Annotated in this window: 23 protein-coding genes; 10 read left to right on the top strand and 13 right to left on the bottom strand. The window is 71.3% G+C overall.

Annotation, left to right across the window (positions count from 1 at the left end; genetic code table 11):
- Positions 1-15: 15 nt before the first annotated feature.
- From gltA to V8J39_RS02935, 4 genes are all read left to right on the top strand, one after another.
- A complete protein-coding gene (gltA, locus tag V8J39_RS02950; RefSeq protein WP_336459373.1) occupies positions 16-1,311 on the top strand; it encodes a citrate synthase in 1,296 nt (431 codons plus the stop codon).
- 219 nt (positions 1,312-1,530) lie between these two features.
- Positions 1,531-2,514, top strand: a complete 984-nt coding sequence (gene exbB / locus V8J39_RS02945; RefSeq protein WP_336459372.1) for a tonB-system energizer ExbB — start codon at positions 1,531-1,533, stop codon at positions 2,512-2,514.
- Between the two features lies 1 nt (position 2,515).
- The gene (gene exbD, locus V8J39_RS02940) at positions 2,516-2,950 is read left to right on the top strand and encodes a TonB system transport protein ExbD (protein WP_336459371.1); all 435 of its coding nucleotides are present in this window, start codon (positions 2,516-2,518) and stop codon (positions 2,948-2,950) included.
- Positions 2,947-3,828, top strand: coding sequence for an energy transducer TonB family protein (locus V8J39_RS02935; RefSeq protein WP_336459370.1), 882 nt, complete (start codon positions 2,947-2,949; stop codon positions 3,826-3,828). The genes exbD and V8J39_RS02935 overlap by 4 nt, the downstream gene beginning before the upstream one ends.
- On the opposite strand, the gene V8J39_RS02930 is transcribed toward V8J39_RS02935, so the two are convergent.
- The 9 genes from V8J39_RS02930 to V8J39_RS02890 all read right to left on the bottom strand — a co-directional run bounded on the left by V8J39_RS02930 (position 3,803) and on the right by V8J39_RS02890 (position 12,857).
- Positions 3,803-5,077, bottom strand: coding sequence for a hypothetical protein (locus V8J39_RS02930; protein ID WP_336459369.1), 1,275 nt, complete (start codon positions 5,075-5,077; stop codon positions 3,803-3,805). The two genes, V8J39_RS02935 and V8J39_RS02930, sit on opposite strands and share 26 nt — an antisense overlap.
- 324 nt (positions 5,078-5,401) lie before the next feature.
- Positions 5,402-5,872: a cytochrome c-type biogenesis protein gene (locus V8J39_RS02925; protein ID WP_336459368.1), complete on the bottom strand. Its 471-nt coding sequence runs from the start codon at positions 5,870-5,872 to the stop codon at positions 5,402-5,404.
- A gap of 5 nt (positions 5,873-5,877) precedes the next feature.
- Positions 5,878-7,866 (bottom strand): heme lyase CcmF/NrfE family subunit, encoded by a 1,989-nt coding sequence (locus tag V8J39_RS02920; RefSeq protein WP_336459367.1) that lies wholly within the window; start codon positions 7,864-7,866, stop codon positions 5,878-5,880.
- A 192-nt stretch (positions 7,867-8,058) separates the two neighbouring features.
- Positions 8,059-8,631: a holin family protein gene (locus tag V8J39_RS02915; protein WP_336459366.1), complete on the bottom strand. Its 573-nt coding sequence runs from the start codon at positions 8,629-8,631 to the stop codon at positions 8,059-8,061.
- Between the two features lie 16 nt (positions 8,632-8,647).
- Entirely contained in the window at positions 8,648-9,259 is a 612-nt protein-coding gene (locus tag V8J39_RS02910) for a holin-associated N-acetylmuramidase (protein ID WP_336459365.1), read from the bottom strand.
- Between the two features lie 239 nt (positions 9,260-9,498).
- Positions 9,499-9,951, bottom strand: coding sequence for a cytochrome c maturation protein CcmE (ccmE, locus tag V8J39_RS02905; protein WP_336459364.1), 453 nt, complete (start codon positions 9,949-9,951; stop codon positions 9,499-9,501).
- Positions 9,952-9,979: 28 nt separating this feature from the next.
- A complete protein-coding gene (gene argC / locus V8J39_RS02900; RefSeq protein ID WP_336459363.1) occupies positions 9,980-11,008 on the bottom strand; it encodes an N-acetyl-gamma-glutamyl-phosphate reductase in 1,029 nt (342 codons plus the stop codon).
- A gap of 103 nt (positions 11,009-11,111) precedes the next feature.
- Positions 11,112-11,924: a glutamate racemase gene (locus V8J39_RS02895; RefSeq protein ID WP_336459362.1), complete on the bottom strand. Its 813-nt coding sequence runs from the start codon at positions 11,922-11,924 to the stop codon at positions 11,112-11,114.
- A 21-nt stretch (positions 11,925-11,945) separates the two neighbouring features.
- Positions 11,946-12,857 (bottom strand): lysophospholipid acyltransferase family protein, encoded by a 912-nt coding sequence (locus V8J39_RS02890; protein ID WP_336459361.1) that lies wholly within the window; start codon positions 12,855-12,857, stop codon positions 11,946-11,948.
- A 284-nt stretch (positions 12,858-13,141) separates the two neighbouring features.
- Between V8J39_RS02890 and V8J39_RS02885 the strand changes: the two genes are divergently transcribed.
- The 3 genes from V8J39_RS02885 (at position 13,142) to purL (ending at position 17,288) form a co-directional block, all read left to right on the top strand.
- Positions 13,142-14,047 (top strand): LysR family transcriptional regulator, encoded by a 906-nt coding sequence (locus tag V8J39_RS02885; protein ID WP_336459360.1) that lies wholly within the window; start codon positions 13,142-13,144, stop codon positions 14,045-14,047.
- Between the two features lie 584 nt (positions 14,048-14,631).
- Positions 14,632-14,976: a PRC-barrel domain-containing protein gene (locus V8J39_RS02880; protein WP_336459359.1), complete on the top strand. Its 345-nt coding sequence runs from the start codon at positions 14,632-14,634 to the stop codon at positions 14,974-14,976.
- 152 nt (positions 14,977-15,128) lie between these two features.
- Positions 15,129-17,288 (top strand): phosphoribosylformylglycinamidine synthase subunit PurL, encoded by a 2,160-nt coding sequence (purL, locus tag V8J39_RS02875; protein WP_336459358.1) that lies wholly within the window; start codon positions 15,129-15,131, stop codon positions 17,286-17,288.
- A 40-nt stretch (positions 17,289-17,328) separates the two neighbouring features.
- On the opposite strand, the gene V8J39_RS02870 is transcribed toward purL, so the two are convergent.
- Entirely contained in the window at positions 17,329-18,264 is a 936-nt protein-coding gene (locus tag V8J39_RS02870) for an HNH endonuclease (RefSeq protein ID WP_336459357.1), read from the bottom strand.
- Between the two features lie 168 nt (positions 18,265-18,432).
- Between V8J39_RS02870 and V8J39_RS02865 the strand changes: the two genes are divergently transcribed.
- Both V8J39_RS02865 and grxD read left to right on the top strand, forming a co-directional pair.
- Positions 18,433-18,675: a BolA/IbaG family iron-sulfur metabolism protein gene (locus tag V8J39_RS02865; RefSeq protein ID WP_336459356.1), complete on the top strand. Its 243-nt coding sequence runs from the start codon at positions 18,433-18,435 to the stop codon at positions 18,673-18,675.
- A gap of 110 nt (positions 18,676-18,785) precedes the next feature.
- The gene (grxD, locus tag V8J39_RS02860; protein WP_336459355.1) at positions 18,786-19,157 is read left to right on the top strand and encodes a Grx4 family monothiol glutaredoxin; all 372 of its coding nucleotides are present in this window, start codon (positions 18,786-18,788) and stop codon (positions 19,155-19,157) included.
- Between the two features lie 105 nt (positions 19,158-19,262).
- Here grxD and V8J39_RS02855 read toward each other — a convergent pair whose 3' ends face one another.
- Genes V8J39_RS02855 through V8J39_RS02845 form a run of 3 tightly spaced genes read right to left on the bottom strand, consistent with a single transcriptional unit; the run spans position 19,263 to position 20,762 of the window.
- Positions 19,263-19,676 (bottom strand): GFA family protein, encoded by a 414-nt coding sequence (locus tag V8J39_RS02855; RefSeq protein WP_336459354.1) that lies wholly within the window; start codon positions 19,674-19,676, stop codon positions 19,263-19,265.
- Complete coding sequence (gene zapA / locus V8J39_RS02850) at positions 19,676-20,059, bottom strand: cell division protein ZapA (RefSeq protein WP_336459353.1); 384 nt, start codon at positions 20,057-20,059, stop codon at positions 19,676-19,678. The genes V8J39_RS02855 and zapA overlap by 1 nt, the downstream gene beginning before the upstream one ends.
- On the bottom strand, positions 20,052-20,762 hold the full coding sequence (locus V8J39_RS02845) for a hypothetical protein (protein WP_336459352.1): 711 nt from the start codon (positions 20,760-20,762) through the stop codon (positions 20,052-20,054). The genes zapA and V8J39_RS02845 overlap by 8 nt, the downstream gene beginning before the upstream one ends.
- A gap of 230 nt (positions 20,763-20,992) precedes the next feature.
- On the opposite strand from V8J39_RS02845, the gene tkt reads away from it, so the two are divergent.
- Positions 20,993-23,026, top strand: a complete 2,034-nt coding sequence (gene tkt / locus V8J39_RS02840) for a transketolase (RefSeq protein ID WP_336459351.1) — start codon at positions 20,993-20,995, stop codon at positions 23,024-23,026.
- Positions 23,027-23,178 lie beyond the last annotated feature (152 nt).

Raw genomic sequence — 23,178 nt, 5'->3', positions numbered from 1 at the left:
GGAAAGGGTTAGGTAATGGCAGACTCCAAACGAAGCGCCAAGGTCGTGCTCGACGGCAAGGAATTCGACCTGCCGGTGATGTCCCCGACCGCGGGCCCGGACGTGCTGGACATCCGCAAGCTTTACGGCCAGGCGGATGTGTTCACCTACGATCCGGGCTTCACCTCGACGGCCTCCTGCGAGTCGACGATCACCTTCATCGACGGTGACAAGGGCGAGCTGCTGTACCGCGGCTATCCGATCGACCAGCTGGCCGAGAAGTCGAACTACCTCGAGGTCTGCTACCTGCTTCTGTACGGGGAGCTGCCGACGGCCGAGCAGCTGTCGAAGTTCACCACCACCGTGACCCGTCACACGATGGTGCACGAGCAGATGCACAACTTCTTCCGCGGCTTCCGCCGCGACGCGCACCCGATGGCGACCATGGTCGGCGTCGTCGGCGCGATGTCGGCCTTCTACCACGACTCGACCGACATCAACGATCCCTGGCAGCGCGAGGTCGCCTCGTTCCGCCTGATCGCCAAGCTGCCGACCATCGCCGCGATGGCCTACAAGTACTCGATCGGCCAGCCCTTCGTGTACCCGCGCAACGACCTGAGCTACGCCGAGAACTTCCTGCACATGTGCTTCTCGGTCCCGGCCGAGGCCTACAAGGTCGAGCCGGCGCTGGCCAAGGCGATGGACCGGATCTTCACGCTGCATGCCGATCACGAGCAGAACGCCTCGACCTCGACCGTGCGTCTGGCGGGCTCCTCGGGCGCGAACCCCTTCGCCTGCATCGCGGCCGGCATCGCCTGCCTCTGGGGTCCCGCCCACGGCGGCGCCAACCAGGCCTGCCTCGAGATGCTGAACGAGATCGGCACCGTCGACCGGATCCCGGAAATGATCGCCCGGGCCAAGGACAAGAACGACCCGTTCCGCCTGATGGGCTTCGGTCACCGCGTCTACAAGAACTTCGACCCGCGGGCGAAGGTCATGAAGGAATCGGCGGACGAGGTGCTGGGGCTTCTGGGCGTGCAGGACAACCCGATCCTGCAGGTCGCCAAGGAACTGGAAAAGATCGCGCTGGAAGATCCCTATTTCGTCGAGCGCAAGCTCTATCCGAACGTGGACTTCTACTCGGGCATCATCCTCGAGGCGATGGGCTTCCCGACCTCGATGTTCACGCCCATCTTCGCCATGTCGCGCACCGTCGGCTGGATCGCGCAGTGGAAAGAGATGATCTCGGACCCGCAGCTGAAGATCGGCCGCCCGCGCCAGCTTTATGTCGGTGCGCCGCGCCGCGACTACACCGACGTCGCCGCGCGCTGAGCGCGCGAAGGCGGTCCACCCGACCGCCCCGGCGACCATCGACACGATCCGAAACGCCCCCGCAGGACCTGCGGGGGCGTTTCGCATTCGCCCTGCCGGCCGCCGTTCGCACCGCTCCGACGCATATCCGACAGATATGGTCAAAAATATCCCGCCCCGGTCTGGAAATTCCCGAGCGGAAAAGTCAGGATGCATTGACCAATCGAAAGAGTCGGAATTATGCCCCACCTCCCCGCCGGCATCCGCGCCGCCCTGCTGTCGCTGACGCTCGCCCTCCCGGCCGCCGCGCAGGAGGCCGCCGCCCCCGCGATCCCGACCGAGGCGCCCGCCGTCCCCGCGCCGACGACCGGCGCCGATGCCGCCCCCGCGATCGCCCCGCCGGAGGCCGCCCCGGAAGTGACCCGCGCCCCCGCGGCGCAGGCGGGCGCCGCGGACGGTGCCTTGGCGGATCCGGCGACCGCCGCCCCCGCCGCGCCGTTGGCGCGGGCCGCAGCCGAGGCGCTGCCGCACGACCTGTCGCCCTGGGGCATGTTCATGGCGGCCGACATCGTGGTGAAGGGGGTGATGGGCCTTCTGGCGCTGGCCTCGCTCGCGACCTGGACGGTGCTGGTCTACAAGCTGGTCGAGATGGCGCTGGCGCGCGGGCGGCTGAAGCGCACCGGCCGGGTGCTGGCCGGCGCGCCGACGCTTGGCCGCGCGGCCGAGGCGCTGCAGGGCCGCGCCGATCCCGCCGCCTTCATGGCCCGCGCCGCGCATCTGGAATACCGCCGCTCGGTGCCGGCGCTGGCCAAGGCCGGCCCCGACGGGCTGAAGGAACGCGTCCGCTCCGAGATCGACCGCACCGCGGCGCAGGCCGGCCGGCGGCTGATGCGCGGCACCGGGCTTCTGGCCACGATCGGCTCGATCGCGCCCTTCGTCGGCCTGTTCGGCACGGTCTGGGGCATCATGAACAGCTTCATCGGCATCTCGGAATCGCAGACCACCAACCTTGCCATCGTCGCCCCGGGCATCGCCGAGGCGCTCTTGGCCACCGCGATCGGCCTTGTCGCCGCGATCCCGGCGGTGGTGGTCTACAACCACTTCGCCCGCGCGATCACCGGCTATCGCCAGGGGCTCGCCGATCTCGGCGCCGCGGTCGAGCGGCTGCTGTCGCGCGATCTCGACTTCGCGCGCCATCCCGACACCCTGACGGAAGCCGCCTGAGATGGCCGGCGGCATCCGCGACAGCGCCGGTGACGAGCTGGCCGAGACCCACGAGATCAACGTCACCCCCTTCATCGACGTGATGCTGGTGCTGCTGATCATCTTCATGGTGGCGGCGCCGCTGGCCACGGTCGACGTGCCGGTGGACCTGCCCGCCTCGACCGCCGCCGCGCGCGAGCGGCCCGACGCGCCGGTCTACCTGTCGGTGACCGAAGACCTGTCGCTGCTGCTCGACGACAGCGACGTGACCCGCGACGGGCTCGCGGCGGCGCTCGCGGCCCGGACCGGCGGCGACCGCGACGCGCGGATCTTCCTGCGCGCCGACCAGGCGGTGGCCTATGGCGACCTGATGGCGGTGATGAACCTGCTGCAGCGGGCGGGTTACCTGAAGGTGGCGCTGGTCGGGATCGAGACGCTGCCCGGGGCGCAGCCATGATCGGCTGGCAGGCAAGCCTCGGGCGGGCGCGGCGCCGGCGCGAGGTCGCGGGCTGGACCGCGGCCGGCACGCTGGTGCTGTGCACCGTCGCGGCCGGCACCGCGATCGCGATGATCTACGACCCCGCCGGCACCGACGGGGCCGAGCGCGCGGTGATGATCGAGCTGCCGCCGCTGCCGGCCGCGCAGGCCGTGGCCGAGGTGCCCGAGGCCGCGCCAGACGTGCCCGCGCCCGACACGCCCGACCTCGCACCCCCCGCGCCCGACCCCGAGGCGGCGCCCGACCTGCCGACCCCGGTGGCCGAGGCGCCGCCGACGCCGGCGCCGCCCCCCGCGATGGCCCCGCCGGCCCCGCGTGCCGAAGCCCTGCCGGACCGTCCCGAGCCGCCGCCGCCGCCCCCCGCCGCCGAGCCCGAGGTGGCGCTGGCCGAGGTGCCGCGCCCGCCGGCCCGCCCCGACGCCGCGCCAAAGGTCGAACCCGAACCCGAACCCGCGCCCCGGCAGGCCGAGCGCCCCGAGCCGCAGCGCCAGCCCGCGCGCCAGGCGCAGGAGCGGCCCCGCCAGCAGGCGCAGCAGGCCCAGGCTGGCGCCCGCGCCGCCGCCGGCCGCGCCACCGCGACCGAGATCGAGCGCTGGACCGGCCGCGTGCAGACCCAGCTTGCCCGGCACATGCAGCGCCGCCGCTTCGCGCCCGGCACGGTGCTGTTGCAGCTGACGATCGACGCCGCGGGCCGGGTCACCGGCGCCTCGGTGCTGCAGGCGCGGGGCGCCGGCGGGCTCGAGGCGGAGATCCTCGCCCATGCCCGCCGCATCGGCCGCGTGACCGCGCCGCCCCCCGGCGCGCCGACGACGCTCAGGGTGCCGGTGCAGGTGCGCTGAGCGGGGCGACCAGCAGGCCGATCACCTCCTCGCTGCGGAAATAGGCGTCATGCACCTGCAGCGCGCTCCAGCCGACGCCCTTGGGCACCGGCGGCTGGCGCAGCGGCGGGAAGTGGCGCGGCTGCGGGCCGCCGTCGGCGCCGCGCGGCAGCGGCGCGGCGCTGGCCAGGGTGTCGCTGCGGAACGCGACCTCGATCCAGCCCGCGACGGGCGTGCGCGCGCCGTGCAGCTTGGCGATCTCGGCCACCACCATCGGCTCCTGCAGCGCGAACAGCCCCAGCGCGCTGCCCCAGCTGTGCAGCACGATCCGCGCCGCGTGCCGGCCATAGCCCGCCACCGCGTCCAGCGCGATCATCCCGCCGAAGGAATGCCCGACGACATGGATGTCGTCAAAGCCGGGATCGGCGGCGACCTCGTCCAGAAGCCGCGTCACCCGGGCCCGGATCTCGGCGCGCAGGCCCGGCCCGGTCGGATCGGCGCCCTGGTCCTGCAGATAGGCCTTGGCGAAGGCGGCCAGCGCCGCGGTCTTCTCGGCCCTCGCGAACAGCGCCGAGGACAGCAGCCACCCCCCGACCAGCGCCGAATCGAGCCAGGGCGCCACCGCCTGCAGCGCCGCCGCCGGCCAGCCCGTGCCGAGAAGCCAGCGCTGCGCCTCGCTCAGCGTCGGGTCCTGCGCCAGCACCGCCTTGGCAAACAGCGCCAGCGTCGCGCCGTACCACACCAGCAGCAGCAGCCCCGACCACAGGAAGCCCAGCAGGATCACCGGCGGCCACCGGCGGTCGACGACCATGGCCCGCGCGACCCCGCCCAGGAACCAGTACCCGATCAGCGAGGCGCCGCGGCTGACGCGCAGCCAGGGCGTCTGCGGCGCCTCGGGCACCAGGTCGAACCAATAGCCCTCGAACAGCGTCAGCTCGATCTCGCGCCCGGTCTCGCGGTCGACCAGCCGGCGCAGCAGCCGGTCGCCCATGCCCTGGGGCGTGCCCGGGGTCGCGCCCCGATCGCCGCCCGGATCATCAAGGCAGCGCATCCCCTCGGCATAGCAGGCCAGCGCCGCCGCCAGCGCGCCCGCCGCCTCCATCCGCGGCCGCTTGCGAAACCCGGGCACCAGCACCACCGCCCGCCGCAGCGGCCGCGCCACCGCCGGCACCGCCGCCGCTGCGGGCGCGGCAGCCCCGACAGTGTCCTGGGTCTCGTGGGCCTCACCGCCCTGCGCCGCCTGCCCCGCCTCGTCCCCGGACCGCACCATGCCCGCCTCCGATCACGCACCAACCGGCACGAGCCTAGCAGCCTTCGCGCCGGGCCCACAGCGCTTCGTCGTCTCGCCACTGCCCGCGCCGCCCCTTGGGACCCGTGATCACGCGACACGACAAGTCCGAAGGCGCGCAGGGCCGCGCGCCCGCGCCCGACAGGCCGTGATCACACGGCGCGTGCGAAGCCGCTGCCCGCCGCGCAGGTCGTTGAAGATTGGTTGGAAAATCGGCAAATCCTGGCGTTGGCACGGCCACACCATGCCGCCCGGACACCGGGTCACGCCCGTGATCACATCGCCGCGGTCAGGACGCGGTGGCGATCAGTCGCGCAGAAGTTCGGCAAGCCGGGTCTTCTCGCTCTCGGACAGTTCCTCGACCGGCGCCTCGGGCCGGCGGCGCGAGCGGACGAAGGCGAAACCGATCCCCAGCCCCGCGATCAGCATCGCCGGCCCCGCGTACCACAGGATCAGGTTCGAGCCCGAGGCCACCGGCTCGAACAGCACGTATTCGCCATAGCGCTCGACCACGTAGTCGATGACCTCGGCATCGCTGTCGCCCGCCACCAGCCGCTCGCGCACGAGAAGCCGCAGGTCGCGCGCCACCTGCGCGTTCGATTCGTCGATCGTCTCGGACTGGCAGACCGGGCAGCGCAGCTTGGCCGAGATCTCGCGCGCGCGATGTTCCATCACCGGGTCGGCCAGCACCTCGTCGGGCTGCACCGCCACCGCCGCCACCGGCACCGCCAGCGCCAGACACATCGCCAGCCCGCCCGCTGCAAGGATCCTGCGCATCACGGTCACTCCGCCGGCTGGACGGGGGGCTGCAGCGGCTGGCCCGTGCGCCGCGCCGCGGCGACCGCGACCCGGGTGCGCCGGTCCGACAGCGACAGCGCCCCGCCGATCGCCATGATGATCGCCCCCATCCAGATCCAGTTCGCGAAGGGCTTGATATAGCTGCGCACCGCCCAGCCGCCGCCCTCCTGCGGGTCGCCGATCACCAGGTACAGGTCGCGGAACACGCCGTTGTCGATCGCGGCCTCGGTCGTGGGCATCCGCGCCACCGGGTACAGCCGCTTCTCGGGGTGCAGCACCGCCACCACCCGGCCGCCCTGCCGCGCCGTCATCGTCGCCATCGTCGTGTGATAGTTCGGCCCCTCGAACCGCTCGACCCTGTCAAGCGTGATCACATAGCTGCCAAGGTCGAAGCTCTCGCCCTCGCGCACCACGCGGATGTCCTCGGTCGCGTTGGCGGTCAGCAGCGCGATCCCCAGGATCGTCACCCCCAGCCCGCCATGCGCCACCACCCGGCCCCAGTCCGCCCGCGGCAGCCGCGCGATCCGCCCCAGCCGCGCGCCGATCCCGCCGCGCCCCGCGCGCAGCCACAGGTCGACCAGCGCGCCCGAGACGAGCCAGGCCCCCAGCCCCGCGCCCACCGGCCCGACGGCCGACCGGCCGGTGGCCAGCACCCAGGCCAGCACCGCCACCGCAAGCGCCAGCGTCAGCGCCGGCGCGAGCGCCCGCGCCACCCGGCCCAGCTGGCCGCGCTTCCACGGCAGGATCGCCCCCACCGGCAGCACCGCGGCCAGCAGCACGAAGAACGGCGTGAAGGCCGCGTCGAAGAACGGCGCGCCCACCGACAGCACCCGGCCCCACAGCATCTCGGCCACCAGCGGCCAGAGCGTGCCGACGAAGACGACCAGCGCCGCGACCGCCAGCAGCACGTTGTTGATCACCAGCCCCGTCTCGCGGCTGACCATGCCGAACATGCCCCGCGCCGTCATCTGCCCGGCCCGCACGGCATACAGCGTCAGCGCCCCGCCCAGGAACACCGCCAGGATCAGCAGGATGAACACACCGCGCTCGGGGTCGTTGGCAAAGGCGTGGACCGATGTGATCACGCCCGAGCGCACCAGGAACGTGCCCACCAGCGAGAAGCCGAAGGCCATGATCGCCAGCAGGATGGTCCAGCTTTTCAGCGCCTCGCGCTTCTCGACCACGATCGCGCTGTGCAGCAGCGCCGCCGCCAGCAGCCAGGGCATGAAGCTTGCGTTCTCGACCGGGTCCCAGAACCAGAACCCGCCCCAGCCCAGCTCGTAATAGGCCCACCACGACCCCAGCGCGATGCCGATGGTCAGGAAGATCCAGGCCGCCAGCGTCCAGGGCCGCACCCAGCGCGCCCAGGCCGCGTCGATCCGCCCCTCGATCAGCGCGGCGACGGCGAAGCTGAACGCCATCGAAAGCCCGACATAGCCAAGATAGAGGAACGGCGGATGGAAGGCGAGGCCGGGGTCCTGCAGCAGCGGATTGAGGTCCTTGCCGTTGAACGGCGGCAGCGCCAGCCGGTCGAACGGGTTCGAGGTGAACAGGATGAACGCCAGGAACGCGACCCCGATCATCGCCTGCACCGACAGCACCCGCGCCTTCAGGCTTGGCGGCAGCTCGCCGCCGAAGACCGCCGCCGCGGCGCCGAACAGCGCGAGGATCAGCACCCACAGCAGCATCGAGCCCTCGTGGTTGCCCCAGACGCCGGCGACCTTGTAAAGCATCGGCTTCGCGGTGTGGCTGTTCTCGTAGACCACCCGCAGCGAGAAGTCCGAGGTGACGAAGGCATGGGTCAGCGCCGCGAAGCTGACCGCGATCAGCGCGAACTGCACCAGCGCCGCCGCCGGGCCGACCGCCATCCAGCCCTGCCAGCCGCGCCCGGCGCCGACCAGCGGCACCAGCGCTTGCAGGATCGCGACGCCGAAGGCGAGGATCAGGCAGAAATGCCCAAGTTCGGTGATCATCGCGGCGGGTCTCCGTCAGGCCCCCGGGCGCCGGGCGCCTTCGCGGCGCGCGGGACTCGGGTGGGGTCGTTTCGGCCGGTCTCTACAGCCAACCGGTTCGGGACGCGACCATAGACCCATGCCGGCGCGGGGCCAATGGGCCGCGGCCCCGCTCACGTCGCCGTTAACTGGTCCTTTCGTCGCATCGCCCGCTCATCCCGCCAGCCATTCGGCCAGCGCCGCATTGTCCGATGCCGCGACCCGCGTCGCCGTGGACGAGATCACCGCGACCGGCATCGCGCCGCCGCCCTCGGACGGCGCGGCCCCGGCGCCTGCGGCAACCGGCGCGACCACCGGCGCGACCGCCAGCGGGACCGCCCCCGCCGGGGCGCGGCCGCGGAAGTAATGCGCCTCGCGCGCGCCGAAATAGAAGCTGACGATCGCGCCCATCAGCCACCACAGCGGTTCGGGCACCGCCGACAGGCCGGTCATCCGCAGCGTGAAGCCGGCGGGATCGGCCATGGCATAGGCAAACAGCCCGATCGTCGACAGCGCCAGCAGCGGCCGCGGCAAACGATTGAGCCCGTTGCAGAACCGGTTCCACGGCCCCGCCACCGACCCCGGCCCCTCGAACTCGGCCCGGGTCTGCGCCATCGCGGCCTCGCGCTGCGACGCGGCCCGCTCCATCGCCTTGGTGCGGTTCTCGACGAAGACCTCGGCCACGCCCGCCACCGCGCGCCCCGCCGCCTGCGCGGCGCCCGGCCGCCCGAAAAGTGCCCCCAGCATGTCCCGATGCCCCCCGTCAGACCCAGCCCGCGACGCGGGCGCCATGTTCGGCCGCCGTCAGCCGGAACCGGGGCGAGATGAATTCCTCGGCCCGCAGGATCCAGCCGCCCTTGCCGCCGTCGCGGGCCCGCGCGAACTTGCGGCTGGCGGGGCGGGCATCGGCGAGGGCGTAGTAGTAGTTGCGCCGCGCGATGCCGTAGGCGTCGGCCACCAGCCCGGGCTGGCGCGCGCAGGCCCGCTCGGCCGCGCCAAGGCTTTGCGGCCCCAGCGCCCCGTCGACGCGCAGCACCGCGCCCATGCCGTTCAGCAGCGCCTGCAGGATCCGGATCGCGTTGCTGCCGGCATTCACCTGCATGTCGAAGACCGTGCCCTGCAGCACCTGCGGCAGCTGGTCGATCTTCGGGGCGCGGAAATAGCTTTGCAGGAAGATGTCGCGCGCCTGCTCCGCCGTCAGCCGGCGGACATCGGCCGTGTCGACCCGTCCGTTGCCGTCGAGGTCGAGCCCCAGCCGGCGCATGGTCCCGATCGTCACCCCGTGGTTGGTCGCCCCGCCCGGATCGTCGCGATCGTCGACGAAGCCGCCCTCGCGTGCGACGATCTCCTCGGCCAGCTGCTCGGCTGTCTTCATCGGCCCGTCCCCCATGGCAATGACGGCGCCAGACTGTCGCGACGGGGTTAACGCGGCCGCAACCGAGCGTGCGCCCCCGGCGCGCAACACCTGACCATCAGGATCAGGAACGGGATTTTATCGCTCTATTTCTTATCGATAAGAGATGAATCTGACCTGAATCCGCAAGAAAATTTCCGGGCGCGCCAGCTCTGGACGCGCCGAGAAACCCGATGTGATCACACCAGTCGTGCGGCGGGTCAGCCGGCGGGTTTCGACGGGTCCTCGTAGACGCCCTGCTGCTTCAGCGCGTCGATGACCTCTTTCGGCATGTAGGTCTCGTCGTGCTTGGCAAGGATCTCGCGCGCGACGAAGGTGCCGTTCTCCATCTCGCCGGTGCCGACCATGCCCTGGTTCTCGCCGAAAAGGTCGGGCAGGATCCCGGTGTAGCTGACCGGGATCGAGGCGGCGCCGTCGGTGACGTTGAAGCTGACGGTCTCGCCCTGGCCGCGCACCAGCGTGCCGGCCTCGACCAGCCCGCCGATGCGGAACACCTCGCCCGGGCGCGGCGGGTCCGAGACGACCTGCGCCGGGGCGCGGAAATAGTTGATGCCGTCGCGCATCGCGTAGCCGATCATCGCGGTCGAGACGACCAGCGCCACCGCCGCCACCGCGATGATCTGGATCCGCCGCTTCTTCTTCAGTCCGCGCATCTCGCCCCTCCGGCGGTCGCCCCCGGTCTCACGGGAAGACCGGCGCCAGCATCAGCCCCATGGTCTCGGGCAGGCCCAGCATCAGGTTGGCGTTGTGGATCGCCTGCCCCGACGAGCCCTTGGTCAGGTTGTCGAGCGCGGCCACCACCACGGTGCGGCCCGGGATCCGGTCGCCGATCACGCCGATATGGACGAAGTTCGACCCGCCCACGTGCCGGGTCGAGGGCAGCTGCCCCATCGGCAGCACCTGCAGGAAGGGTTCGTCCGCATAGCGCGCGGCCAGCGCCCCGTGCACCGCCGCAGGCTCGCCGCGGACATAGACGGTGGCGAGGATGCCGCGGTTCATCGGGCTCAGGTGCGGGGTGAACTGCACCAGCACCTCGCGGCCCGCGGCCTTGCTGAACTCCTGGTCGAACTCGCCCAGGTGGCGGTGGGTGCCGCCGGCGCTGTAGGCATGGGTGCCGCCCGACAGCTCCGCATGCAGGAGGTTCTCCTTCAGCGAGCGCCCGGCCCCCGACACCCCGGCCTTGAGGTCGATCACGATCTGGTCGAGGTCGATCACCCCGGCCTCGATCAGCGGCCGGATCGCGTATTGCCCGGTCGCGGCATTGCAGCCGGTGCCCGCGACCAGCCGCGCGACGCGGATCTCGTCGCGATAGAACTCGGTGAGGCCATAGACCGCCTCTTTCTGCATCTCGATCGCGGAATGCGGCTTGCCGTACCATTTCTCATAGGCGGCCGGGTCGCGCAGACGGAAGTCGGCGGACAGGTCGACGATCTTCAGATCGCGCGGCAATTCGCTGATCACCGCCTGAGACGTCGCGTGAGGAAGCGCGCAGAAGCACAGGTCGACGTTCGAGAAATCGACGTCCTCGATCTTTTGCAGCACCGGCAGGTCGAGGTGGCGCAGGAACGGGAACACCTCGGCCATCGCCATGCCCGCCTTTCGGTCGCCGGTCAGCGCCACGATCTCCATCTCGGGATGGGTGGCGATGATGCGGACGAGTTCGGCGCCGGTATAGCCCGAGGCTCCGAGGATGGCGATCTTGTGCGTCATGGGTGGCTCCCGATGGCGGATATCTTCGGTCGATGGTCTTGCCGCTGTCCTTGCCGCAACGACAGGCGAAGGACAAGCGGTGCTTGGGTGCGGGGCGCCGCGATCAGGCGGACGTGAAGCGCACGCCCCGTCGCAGGAACTGCGTCGCGTGGGCCGAGACGCTCTCGGGGTCGCCGGTGGTCAGGTACTGCGTCATCTGGCCCGCGCCCAGGAATTCCGGCCGGCGCGCGAGATAGTCGTCGAGCGCCGCCGCCACCAGCCGCGGCTGCGAGAACACCGCGACTTCGGGGCCAAGCGCCTTCTGGAACACCGCCTCGAGCAGCGGGTAATGCGTGCAGCCCAGGATCGCCGCCTCGGGCGCGGGCATCCGGCGCATCAGCGCCTCGACATGGGATTTCACCAGCGCCTCGGCCAGGATCTCGTCGCCGGCCTCGATCGCGTCGACGACGCCGCCGCAGGGCTGCGCCTCGACATCGACGCCGATCGCGCGGAACGCCAGTTCGCGCTGGAAGGCGCGGCTGGCCACCGTCGCCGGCGTCGCGAACAGCGCCACGTGCTTGACCGCCACTTCGCGCGGGGGCGAGTTGTCGCCCCACTGCCTTTCGGTCAGCGCCTCGATCAGCGGCACGAAGACCCCGAGCACGCGCTTGTCGGCCGGGATCCAGGTTTCCTGCATGCGCTTGAGCGCGGCGGCCGAGGCGGTGTTGCAGGCCAGGATCACCAGGTCGCAGCCCGCCGCCCACAGCCGTTCGACCCCGGCGCAGGTCAGGGTGTAGATGTCGTCGGGGGTGCGCACGCCATAGGGCGTGTTGGCATTGTCGCCGAGATAGACGAAGGGCACCTGCGGCAGCCGGTCCTGCAGCGCGGCCAGCACCGTCAGCCCGCCAAGCCCCGAATCGAAGACGCCAACCGCCATGCGAACCCTCCCGCCCGGGGGTCAGGCCACCCGCCCCCGTCTCGCCACCGTCCGCCCGAAATCGAAGCCCGGCCCGGGCGGAAGCGGGTCGGGGCTCAACTGATAGGTCGCGCGGCGCAGAGTGTCCATCATCGCGTTCGGATCGCGGCCCAGGGCGGCAAGATCGGCCGCGGCGAGCGGCGCGCCGACATGCAGCCGCACCGCCGTGTCGGTCCGCGCCCGGAACTCGCGCAGCAGCAGCGCCAGGCGCAGCGTCGAGCTGAGATGCGAGGCAAGCTGGAACAGCCGCGAATTGCACCCCTCGTAGAACAGCGGCACCACCGTCGCGCCCGAGCGCGCGACCAGCTTCGCGGTGAAGCTGCGCCAGGCCGGGTCGAGCGGCACGCCGAAGGGCCGCGCCGCGGTCGAGACGGTGCCGCCCGGGAAGATCCCGATCGCGCCGCCCCCCGCCAGATAGCGCAGCGCCGTGGCGCGGGTGGCAAGGTTCATCTCGGTCGCGGCGCGGGTCTCGGCGAAATCGATCGGCAGCACGGCGCGCGACAGCGCCTCGACCCCGCCGAAGACGGAATTGGCCAGGATCCGGAAATCGCCCCGCGCCCGCGCCAGCACATGGCCCATCACCAGCCCGTCGAGGATGCCGAACGGGTGGTTGGCGACCAGCACCAGGGGCCCGTTCGCCGGGATCGCGTCAAGGATGCCGCTGCGGATGTCGAGGCTGATGCCGAAGCGCGCGGGCATTTGCTGCCAGAAGCCGCCGCAGCCGGTGTCGCCCGCCCAATCTCCCTCGGGCGCGGCGCCGCGCGCCCGGCGCAGCAGCGCCCGGCGGCCCGTCGCGTTCTCGACCAGGCGGATCACCGCCCGCCCCGGCCCGGTCGCGGCCGCGCGCGCATAGGTGATCTGGCGCAGGATCTCGCGCCCCGGCGTGTCGGTCATGCCGCCTCTCCCGCAGCGGGCCGAACCGGCCCCGCCGCCCGACATGCCGCGTTTCGATGACGATCGGGTGACGCCGCATCAGGCTGTGGCCGCTGCGCTGCGGCGCGCCCGTCGCGGGACTGTGCAGGTGCAGCATCGTGTTGCCGCGGTACCGCCATCGGCATAAAAACGCACAAATCACGACATGCCTTCATTAAGAGGCGATGTTACCCTATGTAGGGAATGCATGGCTGCCATGTCGCCGGCGCGATGACGCGCCGCGGGGCAGCACGAAGGACGAGACCATGGACTGGGACAAGCTGAGGATCTTCCACGCCGTTGCCGATGCCGGCAGCCTGACGCATGCGGGCGACAGCCTGCATCTGAGCCAGTCGGCCGTGTCGCGCCAGATCCGCGCGCTGGAAGAAAGCCTGAACACGACCCTGTTCCACCGCCACGCCCGCGGCCTGATCCTGACCGAACAGGGCGAGCTGCTGTTCGACGCGACCTCGGCGATGGCCAAGCGGCTCGACACCGCCTCGGCCCGGATCCGCGACAGCGAGGAAGAGGTCTTCGGCACGCTCAAGGTCACCTCGACCACCGGCTTCGGCACGATGTGGCTCGCGCCCCGGCTGTCGAAGCTCTACGAGAAATACCCCGACCTGACGATCGACCTGATGCTGGAGGAGCGGGTGCTGGACCTGCCGATGCGCGAGGCCGACGTCGCGATCCGGATGAAGGAGCCGAGCCAGGCCGACCTGATCCGCAAGCGGCTGATGAACATCCGGATGCGGCTTTACGCCTCGGAGGGCTATGTCGAGGCGCACGGCCTGCCCGAGCGGATCGAGGATGTCTCGGGCCACCGGCTGATCTGCCAGAACGTCTCGGCGCCGCAGGTCTCGGCCGGGGGGGCGCTGATCCAGCGGCTGCTTGCGCACGAGATCCCGTCGCTTCTCTACGTGAACAACTATTTCGGCGTGATGCAGGCGGTGATCAACCATGTCGGCATCGGCGTGCTGCCCGACTATTTGACCGACGACGTGCCGAACCTGGTGCAGGTGCTGCCCGACGTCTCCTCGGCCGAGGTGCCGGTGTTCCTCGCCTATCCCGAGGAGCTGCGGCAGTCCAAGCGCATCGCCGCCTTCCGCGATTTCGTCACCGAAGAGATCATGGCCTATCGCAAGCGCCAGTTGGACGAGAACGTGGCCTGAGGCCCTTCGCCCCTGACGCGAGCAGTCACCGCACGGGCCGCAGGCGCAAGCCGCGGCCCGTTTTCGTTGGCGCAGCGAGGGGCGCGGCGGGGATGCTGCGGCGCGACATTCGCGCAACGCATGGCGGCCATGTGCAAATCAACCGGGGTTTAACCTTGAATGATTCACACGCTGCCCATAAATGCAGCTTCGAAGCCGCCGGTACGAGGAAACTCGTGGCGACTTCAACCTCCCTGTTGGACTTCGGCCGAGCTTTGTCTCGGCCTTTTTTTTGTCCTGGCGCCAGCGCGGCGCCCGGTCGGGTGCCCGTGCGCGGCCCCGCCCCCTCGCGGCAAGTCGCGATCACCCCGGGATATTTCCGCGCCACGGCGGACAGGCGGCCGGTCCCCCGCGGGGACACCGCCGGGCCATGGCGCGGCGCCGCGCCGCCCGGCGGGCGGCCGCCGGCCGCGGACGCGGGGCTGGACCCGAGGCGGCGCGCCATGCTGGACTTGGCCCCATGCAGTCTACGTACGGAGGGTATCATGGACAGCAGAAGGACGGCCGCGCGGGGAGCGGCCTTGGCACGGGGTTTGGCACAGACCTTGGCCCTGTCACTGGCCTGCGGGCCCGCGGTGGTCGTCGCCGGCGCCGCGCGGGCCGAGACACCGGTGATCGCGGCCGCGCCGCCGCCACCGGCGGCCAGCGTCGCGGGGATCCGTGACGGCATGCCGGTGATCTCGACCGATGGCGTCGCACTCGGCAAGGTGCAGCGCGTCATCCCCGACATCGCCGGGCGTCACACCGTCATCGTCGAGCTGGCGCTGAGCCTCGGGATCACCGGCGACACGGTCTCGGTCGAGGCGGCCGAGGCCCAGCCCGAAGACGGCCGGCTGGTCGTGGGCATGACCCGCAGCCAGTTCGTCGACATGGCGCAGTACCAGGGCTGAGGCCCCCATCGGCAGGCGGCTCGGGCGGCGGCTCGGGCGGCGGCTCGGGCGGTGGCTCGGGCGGCGGTGCGAAAAACCCGCTTTCCCGGCGGCCCGTCCGGCTTTAGGAAGGCGCCGCAAGCGCCACCCAGCCGGACGGGGACCCCAAGACCATGCAGGAACCGCAGATCAACGAAGCGCTCATCGCCGCTCATGGCCTGAAGCCCGACGAATACCAGCGGATCCTCGAGATCATCGGGCGCGAACCGACCTTCACCGAGCTTGGCATCTTCTCGGCGATGTGGAACGAGCACTGCTCGTACAAATCGTCGAAGAAATGGCTGCGCACGCTGCACACCAAGGGTGACGTCGTCATCTGCGGCCCCGGCGAGAACGCGGGCGTGGTCGACATCGGCGATGGCCAGGCCGTGGTCTTCAAGATGGAGAGCCACAACCACCCGTCCTACATCGAACCGCACCAGGGCGCCGCGACCGGCGTCGGCGGCATCCTGCGCGACGTCTTCACCATGGGCGCCCGCCCGATCGCGGCGATGGATTCGCTGTCCTTCGGCCTGCCCTCGCACCCGAAGACCGGCCACCTGGTCAAGGGCGTGGTCGAAGGCATCGGCAGCTACGGCAACGCCTTCGGCGTGCCGAACGTCGGCGGCGAGGTCCGCTTCCACCGCGCCTACAACGGCAACTGCCTGGTGAACGCCTTCGCCGCCGGCCTCGCCGACAGCGACAAGATCTTCTACTCGGCCGCGAGCGGCGTCGGCATGCCGGTGGTCTACCTTGGTGCCAAGACGGGCCGTGACGGCGTCGGCGGCGCGACCATGGCCTCGGCCGAGTTCGACGACACGATCGAGGAGAAGCGCCCGACCGTGCAGGTCGGCGACCCCTTCACCGAAAAGCGCCTGCTGGAAGCCTGCCTGGAGCTGATGACCACCGACTCGGTCATCTCGATCCAGGACATGGGCGCCGCGGGCCTGACCTGTTCCGCGGTCGAGATGGGCGACAAGGGCGGGCTTGGCATCAAGCTGCAGCTCGACGCCGTGCCGCAGCGCGAGGCGGCGATGACCGCCTACGAGATGATGCTGTCGGAAAGCCAGGAGCGGATGCTCATGGTGCTGAAGCCCGAGAAGGAGGCCGAGGCCCGCGCGATCTTCGAGAAATGGGATCTCGACTTCGCCGTGGTCGGCGAGACCATCGCCGAGGACCGCTTCCTGATCCTGCACGGCAATGACGTGAAGGCCGACCTGCCGCTGTCGAAGCTGTCGTCCTCGGCGCCGGAATACGACCGCCCCTGGATCGAGACGCCGGCGGCCGCCGCCATGGCCGAAATGCCGGCGATCGGCGCGATCGATGCGCTGAAGGCGCTGATCGGCAGCCCGAACCACGCCCACAAGGCCTGGGTCTGGGAACAGTACGACACCCAGGTCATGGCCGACACCGTGCGCACCCCCGGCCTCGGCTCGGGCATCGTGCGGGTGCACGGCTCGGGCAAGGCGCTGGCCTTCACCTCGGACGTGACGCCGCGCTACGTGAAGGCCAACCCCTACGAGGGCGGCAAGCAGGCGGTGGCCGAAGCCTGGCGCAACCTCGTGGCCGTGGGAGCCAAGCCCTTGGCCGCGACCGACAACCTGAACTTCGGCAACCCCGAGAAGCCCGAGATCATGGGCCAGTTCGTCGGCGCCATCAAAGGCATCGGCGAGGCCTGCCGCGCGCTCGACTTCCCGATCGTTTCGGGCAACGTCTCGCTTTACAACGAAACCGACGGCACCGGCATCCTGCCCACGCCGACGATCGGCGCGGTGGGGCTTCTGGCCTCGCTTGACGACCACATCCCCGGGCGGCCCGCCGCGGGCGACGTCGCGCTGGTGATCGGCACCACCGCGGGCCATCTCGGCCAGTCGGCGCTGGCCTACGAGGCCTTCGGGATCGAGACCGGCGACGCGCCGGCGGTGGATCTGGCGGCCGAGCTGGCGCACGGGCAGTTCCTGCTGGCCAACCGCAAGCTGGTGCGCGCCGCGAACGACCTGTCGGACGGCGGCCTCGCGCTGGCGGCCTTCGAGATGGCGGAGGGCGCGGGCCTGGGCGTGACGCTGAACGACGGCGCGATCGGCGCCCTCTTCGGCGAGGACCAGGCGCGCTATCTCGTGGCCTGTGACGCCGAGGGCGTGGCGGCGCTGGAAGCCGCGGCCAAGGCCGCCGGCGTGCCGCTGGCCCGCGTGGGCAGCTTCGGCGGCGAGACCGTCACGCTGGGCACCGAGACCGCGGCGCTGGCCGACCTCTCGGCGCTCTACCGCGGCGCCTTCGAGGCCGCCGTCGGCTGATCCTGCCGGGGGCCGGAGACGGCCCCCTCAGCCCCCCGACTCAGCCCCAGGGCGTCGGCCCGTCCGGCACCCACTGGCCGAAGACGTTCTCGCGGTGCCAGCGCAGGTTGTCGGGATGCGGCGCGTCGTGCGGCGACACCGGCGGCAGCAGCCGCCCCTCGGGCCGGATCAGCCGGCGCACCACGTCCTCGGGCACCTTGTTGCGCGACACGAGGATGGTGGCATTGTCCGGCGCGACCGAGATCAGGCCGCGGTCGAACATCCAGTGCAGCGTGCCCGACAGGGCAAGGCCGTTGTTGACCGCATCGCTGCCCTGATCGGCCACGGGCCGGATATGGGCGGCCTGCACCTCGGGCCGCCCCCCGCCGTTCCGCAGCGCCAGCCCCGACATCGCGCAGCGGTGGCCATAGGCCTCGCGCACCAGCCGCCGGAAGGCCACGTCGCGGAACGGCCGGCTGGTCAGCCGCTCGATCACCGGGCGGGCGAAAGGGACGACCGGCTCGGCCAGCCCCGGCGGCAGCGGGAGGCCGGGCGGGCTGTAGCGCCGCGCCTCGTCGGCCTCGAGCGTGTCGGGCAGGCCGAGGTCGACGATGCGGGCGAATTCGGCCTCGGGCAGGCGCCGCACCGCCAGCTGCACCGCCCCGCCGCGCGCCAGCGCGCCCGTCGCGTCGGCCAGCGCCCGTTCCAGCGGCCGGCCGTCCAGAAGCCGCGGCACCGGCCGGTCGAAGCGCAGGAAGCTGCCCGGCGCCATCTCGGCAAGGAAGCGCCCCTCGACCCCCGGCTTGGGCACGATGCGCCCGATCCTGGCCACGGCGAAATAGCCGCGCGGCCCGGCCTTCACCGGCTCGTAATAGACGGCCCAGTCGCCGATCCCCTCGGTCGCGGCCTTCAGGTAGCTGCGCGGAAAATCGTAGACCCGTTCCGGCACGTCGTCGTAGATCGACGCGGCCTTGTGCAGAAGAACCAGTTTCACCATGCGCCCAGGAAACCGGGCGCCGAAAATTTCGCAAGCTTTTTCGACGCTTCGTCAGGGGCATGGCCGGGCGATCGCGGCAGGGATCGGCGCGGGGCCGCGCGGGTGCGCTTGCGAAAGCCCCTGTGTCATTCTACATTTTGGGGGCAAGGCTTAAAGGACCCCTCCGACATGGCTATGGAAGCCCAGGACATCGAAAACCTGATCCGCGCGACCTTCCCGCAGGCGAAGATCACGATCACGGATCTCGCCGGCGACGGAAACCACTGGGCGGCCGAGGTCATCGACGAAAGCTTCAAGGGCATGAACCGCGTGCAGCAGCAGCGCGCGGTCTATGCCTCGCTCAAGGGCAAGATGGACGGGCCCAACGGCGAGCTGCACGCGCTCGCGCTCACCACCAAGGCTCCGGCCTGACGAATGCGGCCCGGCGGGCGCGGCCCTCGCGGCCCGATCCCGCCGGCGCCCCAGCACATGCGGGCGCTGCCCCGCCGGCACCCGGCCTTCCCCGGGCAAGAGGACTTCACATGACCACCACCACCGCCGAAGAGCAGATCCGCGCCACCGTCACCGCCAATGACGTCGTGCTGTTCATGAAGGGCACCAAGATGATGCCGCAATGCGGCTTCTCGAGCCGGGTCGCGGGCGTGCTGAACTTCATGGGGATCGAGTACCAGGACGTCAACGTGCTGGCCGACGCCGCGATCCGCCAGGGCATCAAGGACTATTCCGACTGGCCGACGATCCCGCAGCTGTACGTCAAGGGCGAGTTCGTGGGCGGCTGCGACATCATCACCGAGATGGTGCTGTCGGGCGAGCTGGACACCCTGTTCGAGACCAACGCGATCCCCTTCGACAAGGCCGCGGCCGAGAAGATCCGCGAAGCCAACGCCGGCTGAGCGGGCACGGAACCTGACCAGACCCGGACGGCGGGCCCCCTCGGGGGTCCGCCGTTTCGCTGTCTGGTCCGGTGTCTGTTCCGCAGGGGGCGCGCCGGTGCCGGGCTAGTCGGGAAAGCCCTCGAACTGCGGCAGTGCGTCGGTGATCTCGTGCCACGGGGCCTTCGAGCCGGTGAAGATATGCGCCTGCGGCCGGATCGACGGCGGGTCGATCAGCACCCCGAGCGGCACGTGCACGAAGGCGCCCTCGCGCACCACCGACCACAGCAGCGATCCGCAGGCGCCGCAGAAGACGTCATGCGCCCCGTCCGGCGCGCCGTTCACCCGCAGGACGCCCTCGCCCTGCACCGGGCGCAGCGCGGCGCGGGCGATCCCGGCGAAGGGCTTGCAGGCCGCGCCGGTGGCGCGGCGGCACTGCGAGCAGTGGCAGTTCAGCGCATAGCCGAAGTCGTCCGCGACCTCGAACCCGGCGGCGCCGCAGAGGCACCCGCCGCGCAGGACCGCGGGCGCCCCCGTCATCAGCCCGCCACGCCGTCCTCGATCCGGGCGGCCAGCGCCTCGGTCCGGGCGGCGATCTCGGCCAGGGTCTCGGTCACCGCGGCCGGGATCACCGGAACCTCGCGCGTGACCGGGTCGGCCTTCAGCCGCGCGACCTCGGCGCCGGCCTCGCGGGCACGGCCCTCGGCCTCGCGCAGCTGATCCTCGAGCGCGGCGGTGCGGTCGGCCAGCAGCAGCCCCGCCATCAGCAGCATCCGCGTCTCGGGGATGCGCCCCAGCTGCGCCAGCAGCGGCTGCGCCTCGGCATCCAGCATCGCGGCGGCGGCGCGCAGGAAATGCTCCTCGCCCTGCTGGCAGGCCACGTCGAAGTCGCGGTTGCCGATCGAGATCCGGATCTCAGGCATTGGCGGCCTCCTTCAGCATCGGTCCCAGCTCGGCCAGGATCTCGTCGATCTCGGCCGCTTCCGAGGCGCGCGCGGCGCGCAGGGCCTCAAGTTCGGCCTCCATCGCGCGGTTGATCAGCCCGGCATCGCCAAGGCCCCGCGCCAGCGCCTCGCGCAGCGCCACGTTGGTTTCGCGCAGCTGGCCGTTGACCCGGCGCAGCTTCGCGGCATCGGTCGACCCGGCCTCGAGGCTCTCGGACAGCTTCGCCACCCGCTTCTCGAGCGCGCCGACGGTCTGTTCCTGCTTGTCCTTGATCCCGCGCACCCGCTCGACCAGCTGGGCGTTGCTGTCGCGCTCGGCCCGCAGCTCGGCCTCGAGCGTGGCGATGCGCTCGCGCTCGGCCGCCGCGTCCGGGCCCGATCCCGCGCCGGGGCCGGGCACGACCGACAGCACCGGCGCCGGCGCCGCGGCGTCGCGATCGGCAAGTTCGCCCGCCAGCCGGGCGACCGCGGCGCGTTCCTGGTCCAGCGCCTCTTCCAGCGCCGCGATCTGCATCGCCAGCGCCTCGGTCACCGCGGCCGGCGCCCCGTCCGAGGCCCTGTCCGCAGCCCTGTCCGCAGCCCTGCCCGCAGCCCTGCCCGGGCCGCGGCCGATCTCGATCCCGTATTCGATCCGTGCCAGCGCCGCGCTGATGCGGCGTTCATATTCGGTGATGTCGCTCATCCGCCCTCCTGCCTGGTCCGGTGGTCCCAAGCGCCCGCCGGACCCGCCCGCCCGCAGGGGCGTTCGAATCGTCTCGGAGCGTTCGGCTCTTTGCGAACACTCAACCATTCCGCCGCCGGATGCGCAAATCGCCGCGAAAACCCCGCGGCAGGTCGGGGACGTGGCCTTGATCCCTGCTGGGGCGGTGGTATTGACGGTCGCGACCGCTAACATGAGCGAAGGATGCCCCCATGGACACCGCTTTCCCGGACATTGCCGCGCTGCGCACCGCCCATCCCGACCACTGGCAGAAGGCGGCGGCGATCCGCGCACTGGCGATGGACGCGGTGCAGGCCGCGAATTCCGGCCACCCCGGCATGCCCATGGGCATGGCCGACGTGGCGACCGTGCTGTTCGAGAAGCACCTGAAGTTCGACGCCTCGGCGCCGAAATGGGCCGACCGCGACCGCTTCGTGCTGTCGGCGGGCCACGGCTCGATGCTGATCTACGCGCTGCTGTACCTGTGCGGCGACGCGCAGGTGACGCTTGATCAGATCAAGCAGTTCCGCCAGTGGGGCGCGCTGACCGCCGGCCACCCCGAGAACTTCCTGCTCGACGCCGTCGAGACCACCACCGGCCCGCTCGGCCAGGGCATCGCCACCGCCGTCGGCATGGCGATCGCCGAGGAATCGCTGCGCGCCCGCTATGGCAAGAAGGTCGTCGACCACAAGACCTGGGTGATCTGCGGCGACGGCTGCCTGATGGAGGGCATCAGCCAGGAGGCGATCGGCCTGGCCGGCATGCAGAAGCTGTCGAACCTGGTGGTGCTGTGGGACAACAACAACATCACCATCGACGGCCGCGTCACCATGGCCTGCATCACCGACCAGAAGGCGCGCTTTGCGGCCTCGGGCTGGAAGGTGCTGTCCTGCGACGGCCATGACCCGGCCGACATCGACCGCGCCCTGACCGAGGCCAAGACCTCGGACCGGCCGGTCTTCGTCGACTGCAAGACCATCATCGGCTTCGGCTCGCCCAACAAGGCCGACAGCTATTCGGTCCACGGCTCGGCGCTCGGCGATGCCGAGATCGCGCTGACCAAGGAAGTCTACGGCTGGGCGCACGGCGCCTTCGAGATCCCGGCCCCGGTGCTGGAGGCCTGGCGCGCGATCGGGTCGCGCGGCGCCGCCGAGCGCGCCGCCTGGGAAGAGCGCCTGGCCGCGCTGTCGCCCGCCAAGCAGGCCGAGTTCGCCCGCACCTTCGCCGGCGAGCCCGCCAAGAAGCTTGGCGCCGCGATCCGCGCCTTCAAGAAGGCGCAGTCCGAGGCCAAGCCCAAGGTCGCGACCCGCAAGGCCAGCGAGATGGTGCTGGCCGCGATCAACCCGGCGGTGCCCGAGACCATCGGCGGCTCGGCCGACCTCACCGGCTCGAACCTGACGAAGACCGCCGATCTCGGGATCTTCAACCCCGACAACCGCAAGGGCCGCTACGTCCATTACGGCATCCGCGAACACGGCATGGCCGCGGCGATGAACGGGCTGTGGCTGCACGGCGGTGTGCGGCCCTATGGCGGCACGTTCTTCTGCTTCACCGACTACGCCCGCGGCGCGATGCGGCTGTCGTCGCTGATGGGCAACCCGGTGGTCTACGTGATGACCCACGATTCGATCGGGCTGGGCGAGGACGGCCCGACCCACCAGCCGGTCGAGCACCTGGCGATCTGCCGCGCCACGCCCAACACCTGGACCTTCCGCCCCGCCGACGTGATCGAGACCGCCGAGGCCTGGGAACTGGCGCTGACCACGACCGAGACGCCCTCGATCCTGGCGCTGTCGCGCCAGAACCTGCCGACGCTGCGCGAGAAGCACACCGCGACCAACCTGTCGGCCAAGGGCGCCTACGTGCTGCGCGAGGCCGAGGCCAAGCGCCAGGTGATCCTGATGGCCACCGGCTCGGAGGTCGAGATCGCGATCAAGGCGCGCGAGGCGCTGGAAGCGGCCGGCATCGGCACCCGCGTCGTCTCGGTCCCCTGCATGGAGCTGTTCGCGGCGCAGGACGAGGCCTATCGCAAGAAGGTGCTGCCGGCAGGCCCGGCCCGGATCGCGATCGAGGCCGCGGTGCAGCAGCCCTGGGACCGCTGGCTCTATGGCGAGCGCGGCCGCGCCGCCAAGGCGGGCTTCGTCGGCATGACCGACTTCGGCGCCTCGGCCCCGGCCGAGCGTCTCTATGCCGAGTTCGGCATCACCGCCGAGGCGGTCGTCGAGAAGGCCAAGGCGCTGCTCTGAGCACCGCTCCGCGCCAGGGGCGGCATCGCGGCCCGACGCGCGGGCCTGACGCGCGGGCGGCATCGCGGATGGATGACGAAGGGCCCGGGGGCGATCCCCCGGGCCCTTCGCGTTTTGGAAGCTGGTGCAAGCGGGGGCTCTGCCCCCGCACC

It is taken from the genome of Frigidibacter sp. MR17.24 (assembly GCF_037095655.1).
GTDB lineage: Bacteria > Pseudomonadota > Alphaproteobacteria > Rhodobacterales > Rhodobacteraceae > Frigidibacter.
This window is presented reverse-complemented; position numbering and strand designations above follow the sequence as displayed.

What these genes read in the sequence shown, in the direction of transcription:
- gltA (WP_336459373.1), top strand. Translation starts at nt 16, where the DNA reads ATGGCAGACTCCAAACGAAGCGCCAAGGTCGTGCTCGACGGCAAGGAA.
- V8J39_RS02855 (WP_336459354.1), bottom strand. Translation starts at nt 19,676, where the DNA reads ATGACGGGGGCGCCCGCGGTCCTGCGCGGCGGGTGCCTCTGCGGCGCC.
- V8J39_RS02890 (WP_336459361.1), bottom strand. Translation starts at nt 12,857, where the DNA reads ATGACCGACACGCCGGGGCGCGAGATCCTGCGCCAGATCACCTATGCG.
- V8J39_RS02910 (WP_336459365.1), bottom strand. Translation starts at nt 9,259, where the DNA reads ATGAAGACAGCCGAGCAGCTGGCCGAGGAGATCGTCGCACGCGAGGGC.
- V8J39_RS02845 (WP_336459352.1), bottom strand. Translation starts at nt 20,762, where the DNA reads ATGAGCGACATCACCGAATATGAACGCCGCATCAGCGCGGCGCTGGCA.
- exbD (WP_336459371.1), top strand. Translation starts at nt 2,516, where the DNA reads ATGGCCGGCGGCATCCGCGACAGCGCCGGTGACGAGCTGGCCGAGACC.
- purL (WP_336459358.1), top strand. Translation starts at nt 15,129, where the DNA reads ATGCAGGAACCGCAGATCAACGAAGCGCTCATCGCCGCTCATGGCCTG.
- exbB (WP_336459372.1), top strand. Translation starts at nt 1,531, where the DNA reads ATGCCCCACCTCCCCGCCGGCATCCGCGCCGCCCTGCTGTCGCTGACG.
- V8J39_RS02915 (WP_336459366.1), bottom strand. Translation starts at nt 8,631, where the DNA reads ATGCTGGGGGCACTTTTCGGGCGGCCGGGCGCCGCGCAGGCGGCGGGG.
- grxD (WP_336459355.1), top strand. Translation starts at nt 18,786, where the DNA reads ATGACCACCACCACCGCCGAAGAGCAGATCCGCGCCACCGTCACCGCC.
- V8J39_RS02895 (WP_336459362.1), bottom strand. Translation starts at nt 11,924, where the DNA reads ATGGCGGTTGGCGTCTTCGATTCGGGGCTTGGCGGGCTGACGGTGCTG.
- V8J39_RS02865 (WP_336459356.1), top strand. Translation starts at nt 18,433, where the DNA reads ATGGCTATGGAAGCCCAGGACATCGAAAACCTGATCCGCGCGACCTTC.
- ccmE (WP_336459364.1), bottom strand. Translation starts at nt 9,951, where the DNA reads ATGCGCGGACTGAAGAAGAAGCGGCGGATCCAGATCATCGCGGTGGCG.
- V8J39_RS02925 (WP_336459368.1), bottom strand. Translation starts at nt 5,872, where the DNA reads ATGCGCAGGATCCTTGCAGCGGGCGGGCTGGCGATGTGTCTGGCGCTG.
- tkt (WP_336459351.1), top strand. Translation starts at nt 20,993, where the DNA reads ATGGACACCGCTTTCCCGGACATTGCCGCGCTGCGCACCGCCCATCCC.
- V8J39_RS02870 (WP_336459357.1), bottom strand. Translation starts at nt 18,264, where the DNA reads ATGGTGAAACTGGTTCTTCTGCACAAGGCCGCGTCGATCTACGACGAC.
- V8J39_RS02930 (WP_336459369.1), bottom strand. Translation starts at nt 5,077, where the DNA reads ATGGTGCGGTCCGGGGACGAGGCGGGGCAGGCGGCGCAGGGCGGTGAG.
- V8J39_RS02885 (WP_336459360.1), top strand. Translation starts at nt 13,142, where the DNA reads ATGGACTGGGACAAGCTGAGGATCTTCCACGCCGTTGCCGATGCCGGC.
- argC (WP_336459363.1), bottom strand. Translation starts at nt 11,008, where the DNA reads ATGACGCACAAGATCGCCATCCTCGGAGCCTCGGGCTATACCGGCGCC.
- V8J39_RS02935 (WP_336459370.1), top strand. Translation starts at nt 2,947, where the DNA reads ATGATCGGCTGGCAGGCAAGCCTCGGGCGGGCGCGGCGCCGGCGCGAG.
- zapA (WP_336459353.1), bottom strand. Translation starts at nt 20,059, where the DNA reads ATGCCTGAGATCCGGATCTCGATCGGCAACCGCGACTTCGACGTGGCC.
- V8J39_RS02920 (WP_336459367.1), bottom strand. Translation starts at nt 7,866, where the DNA reads ATGATCACCGAACTTGGGCATTTCTGCCTGATCCTCGCCTTCGGCGTC.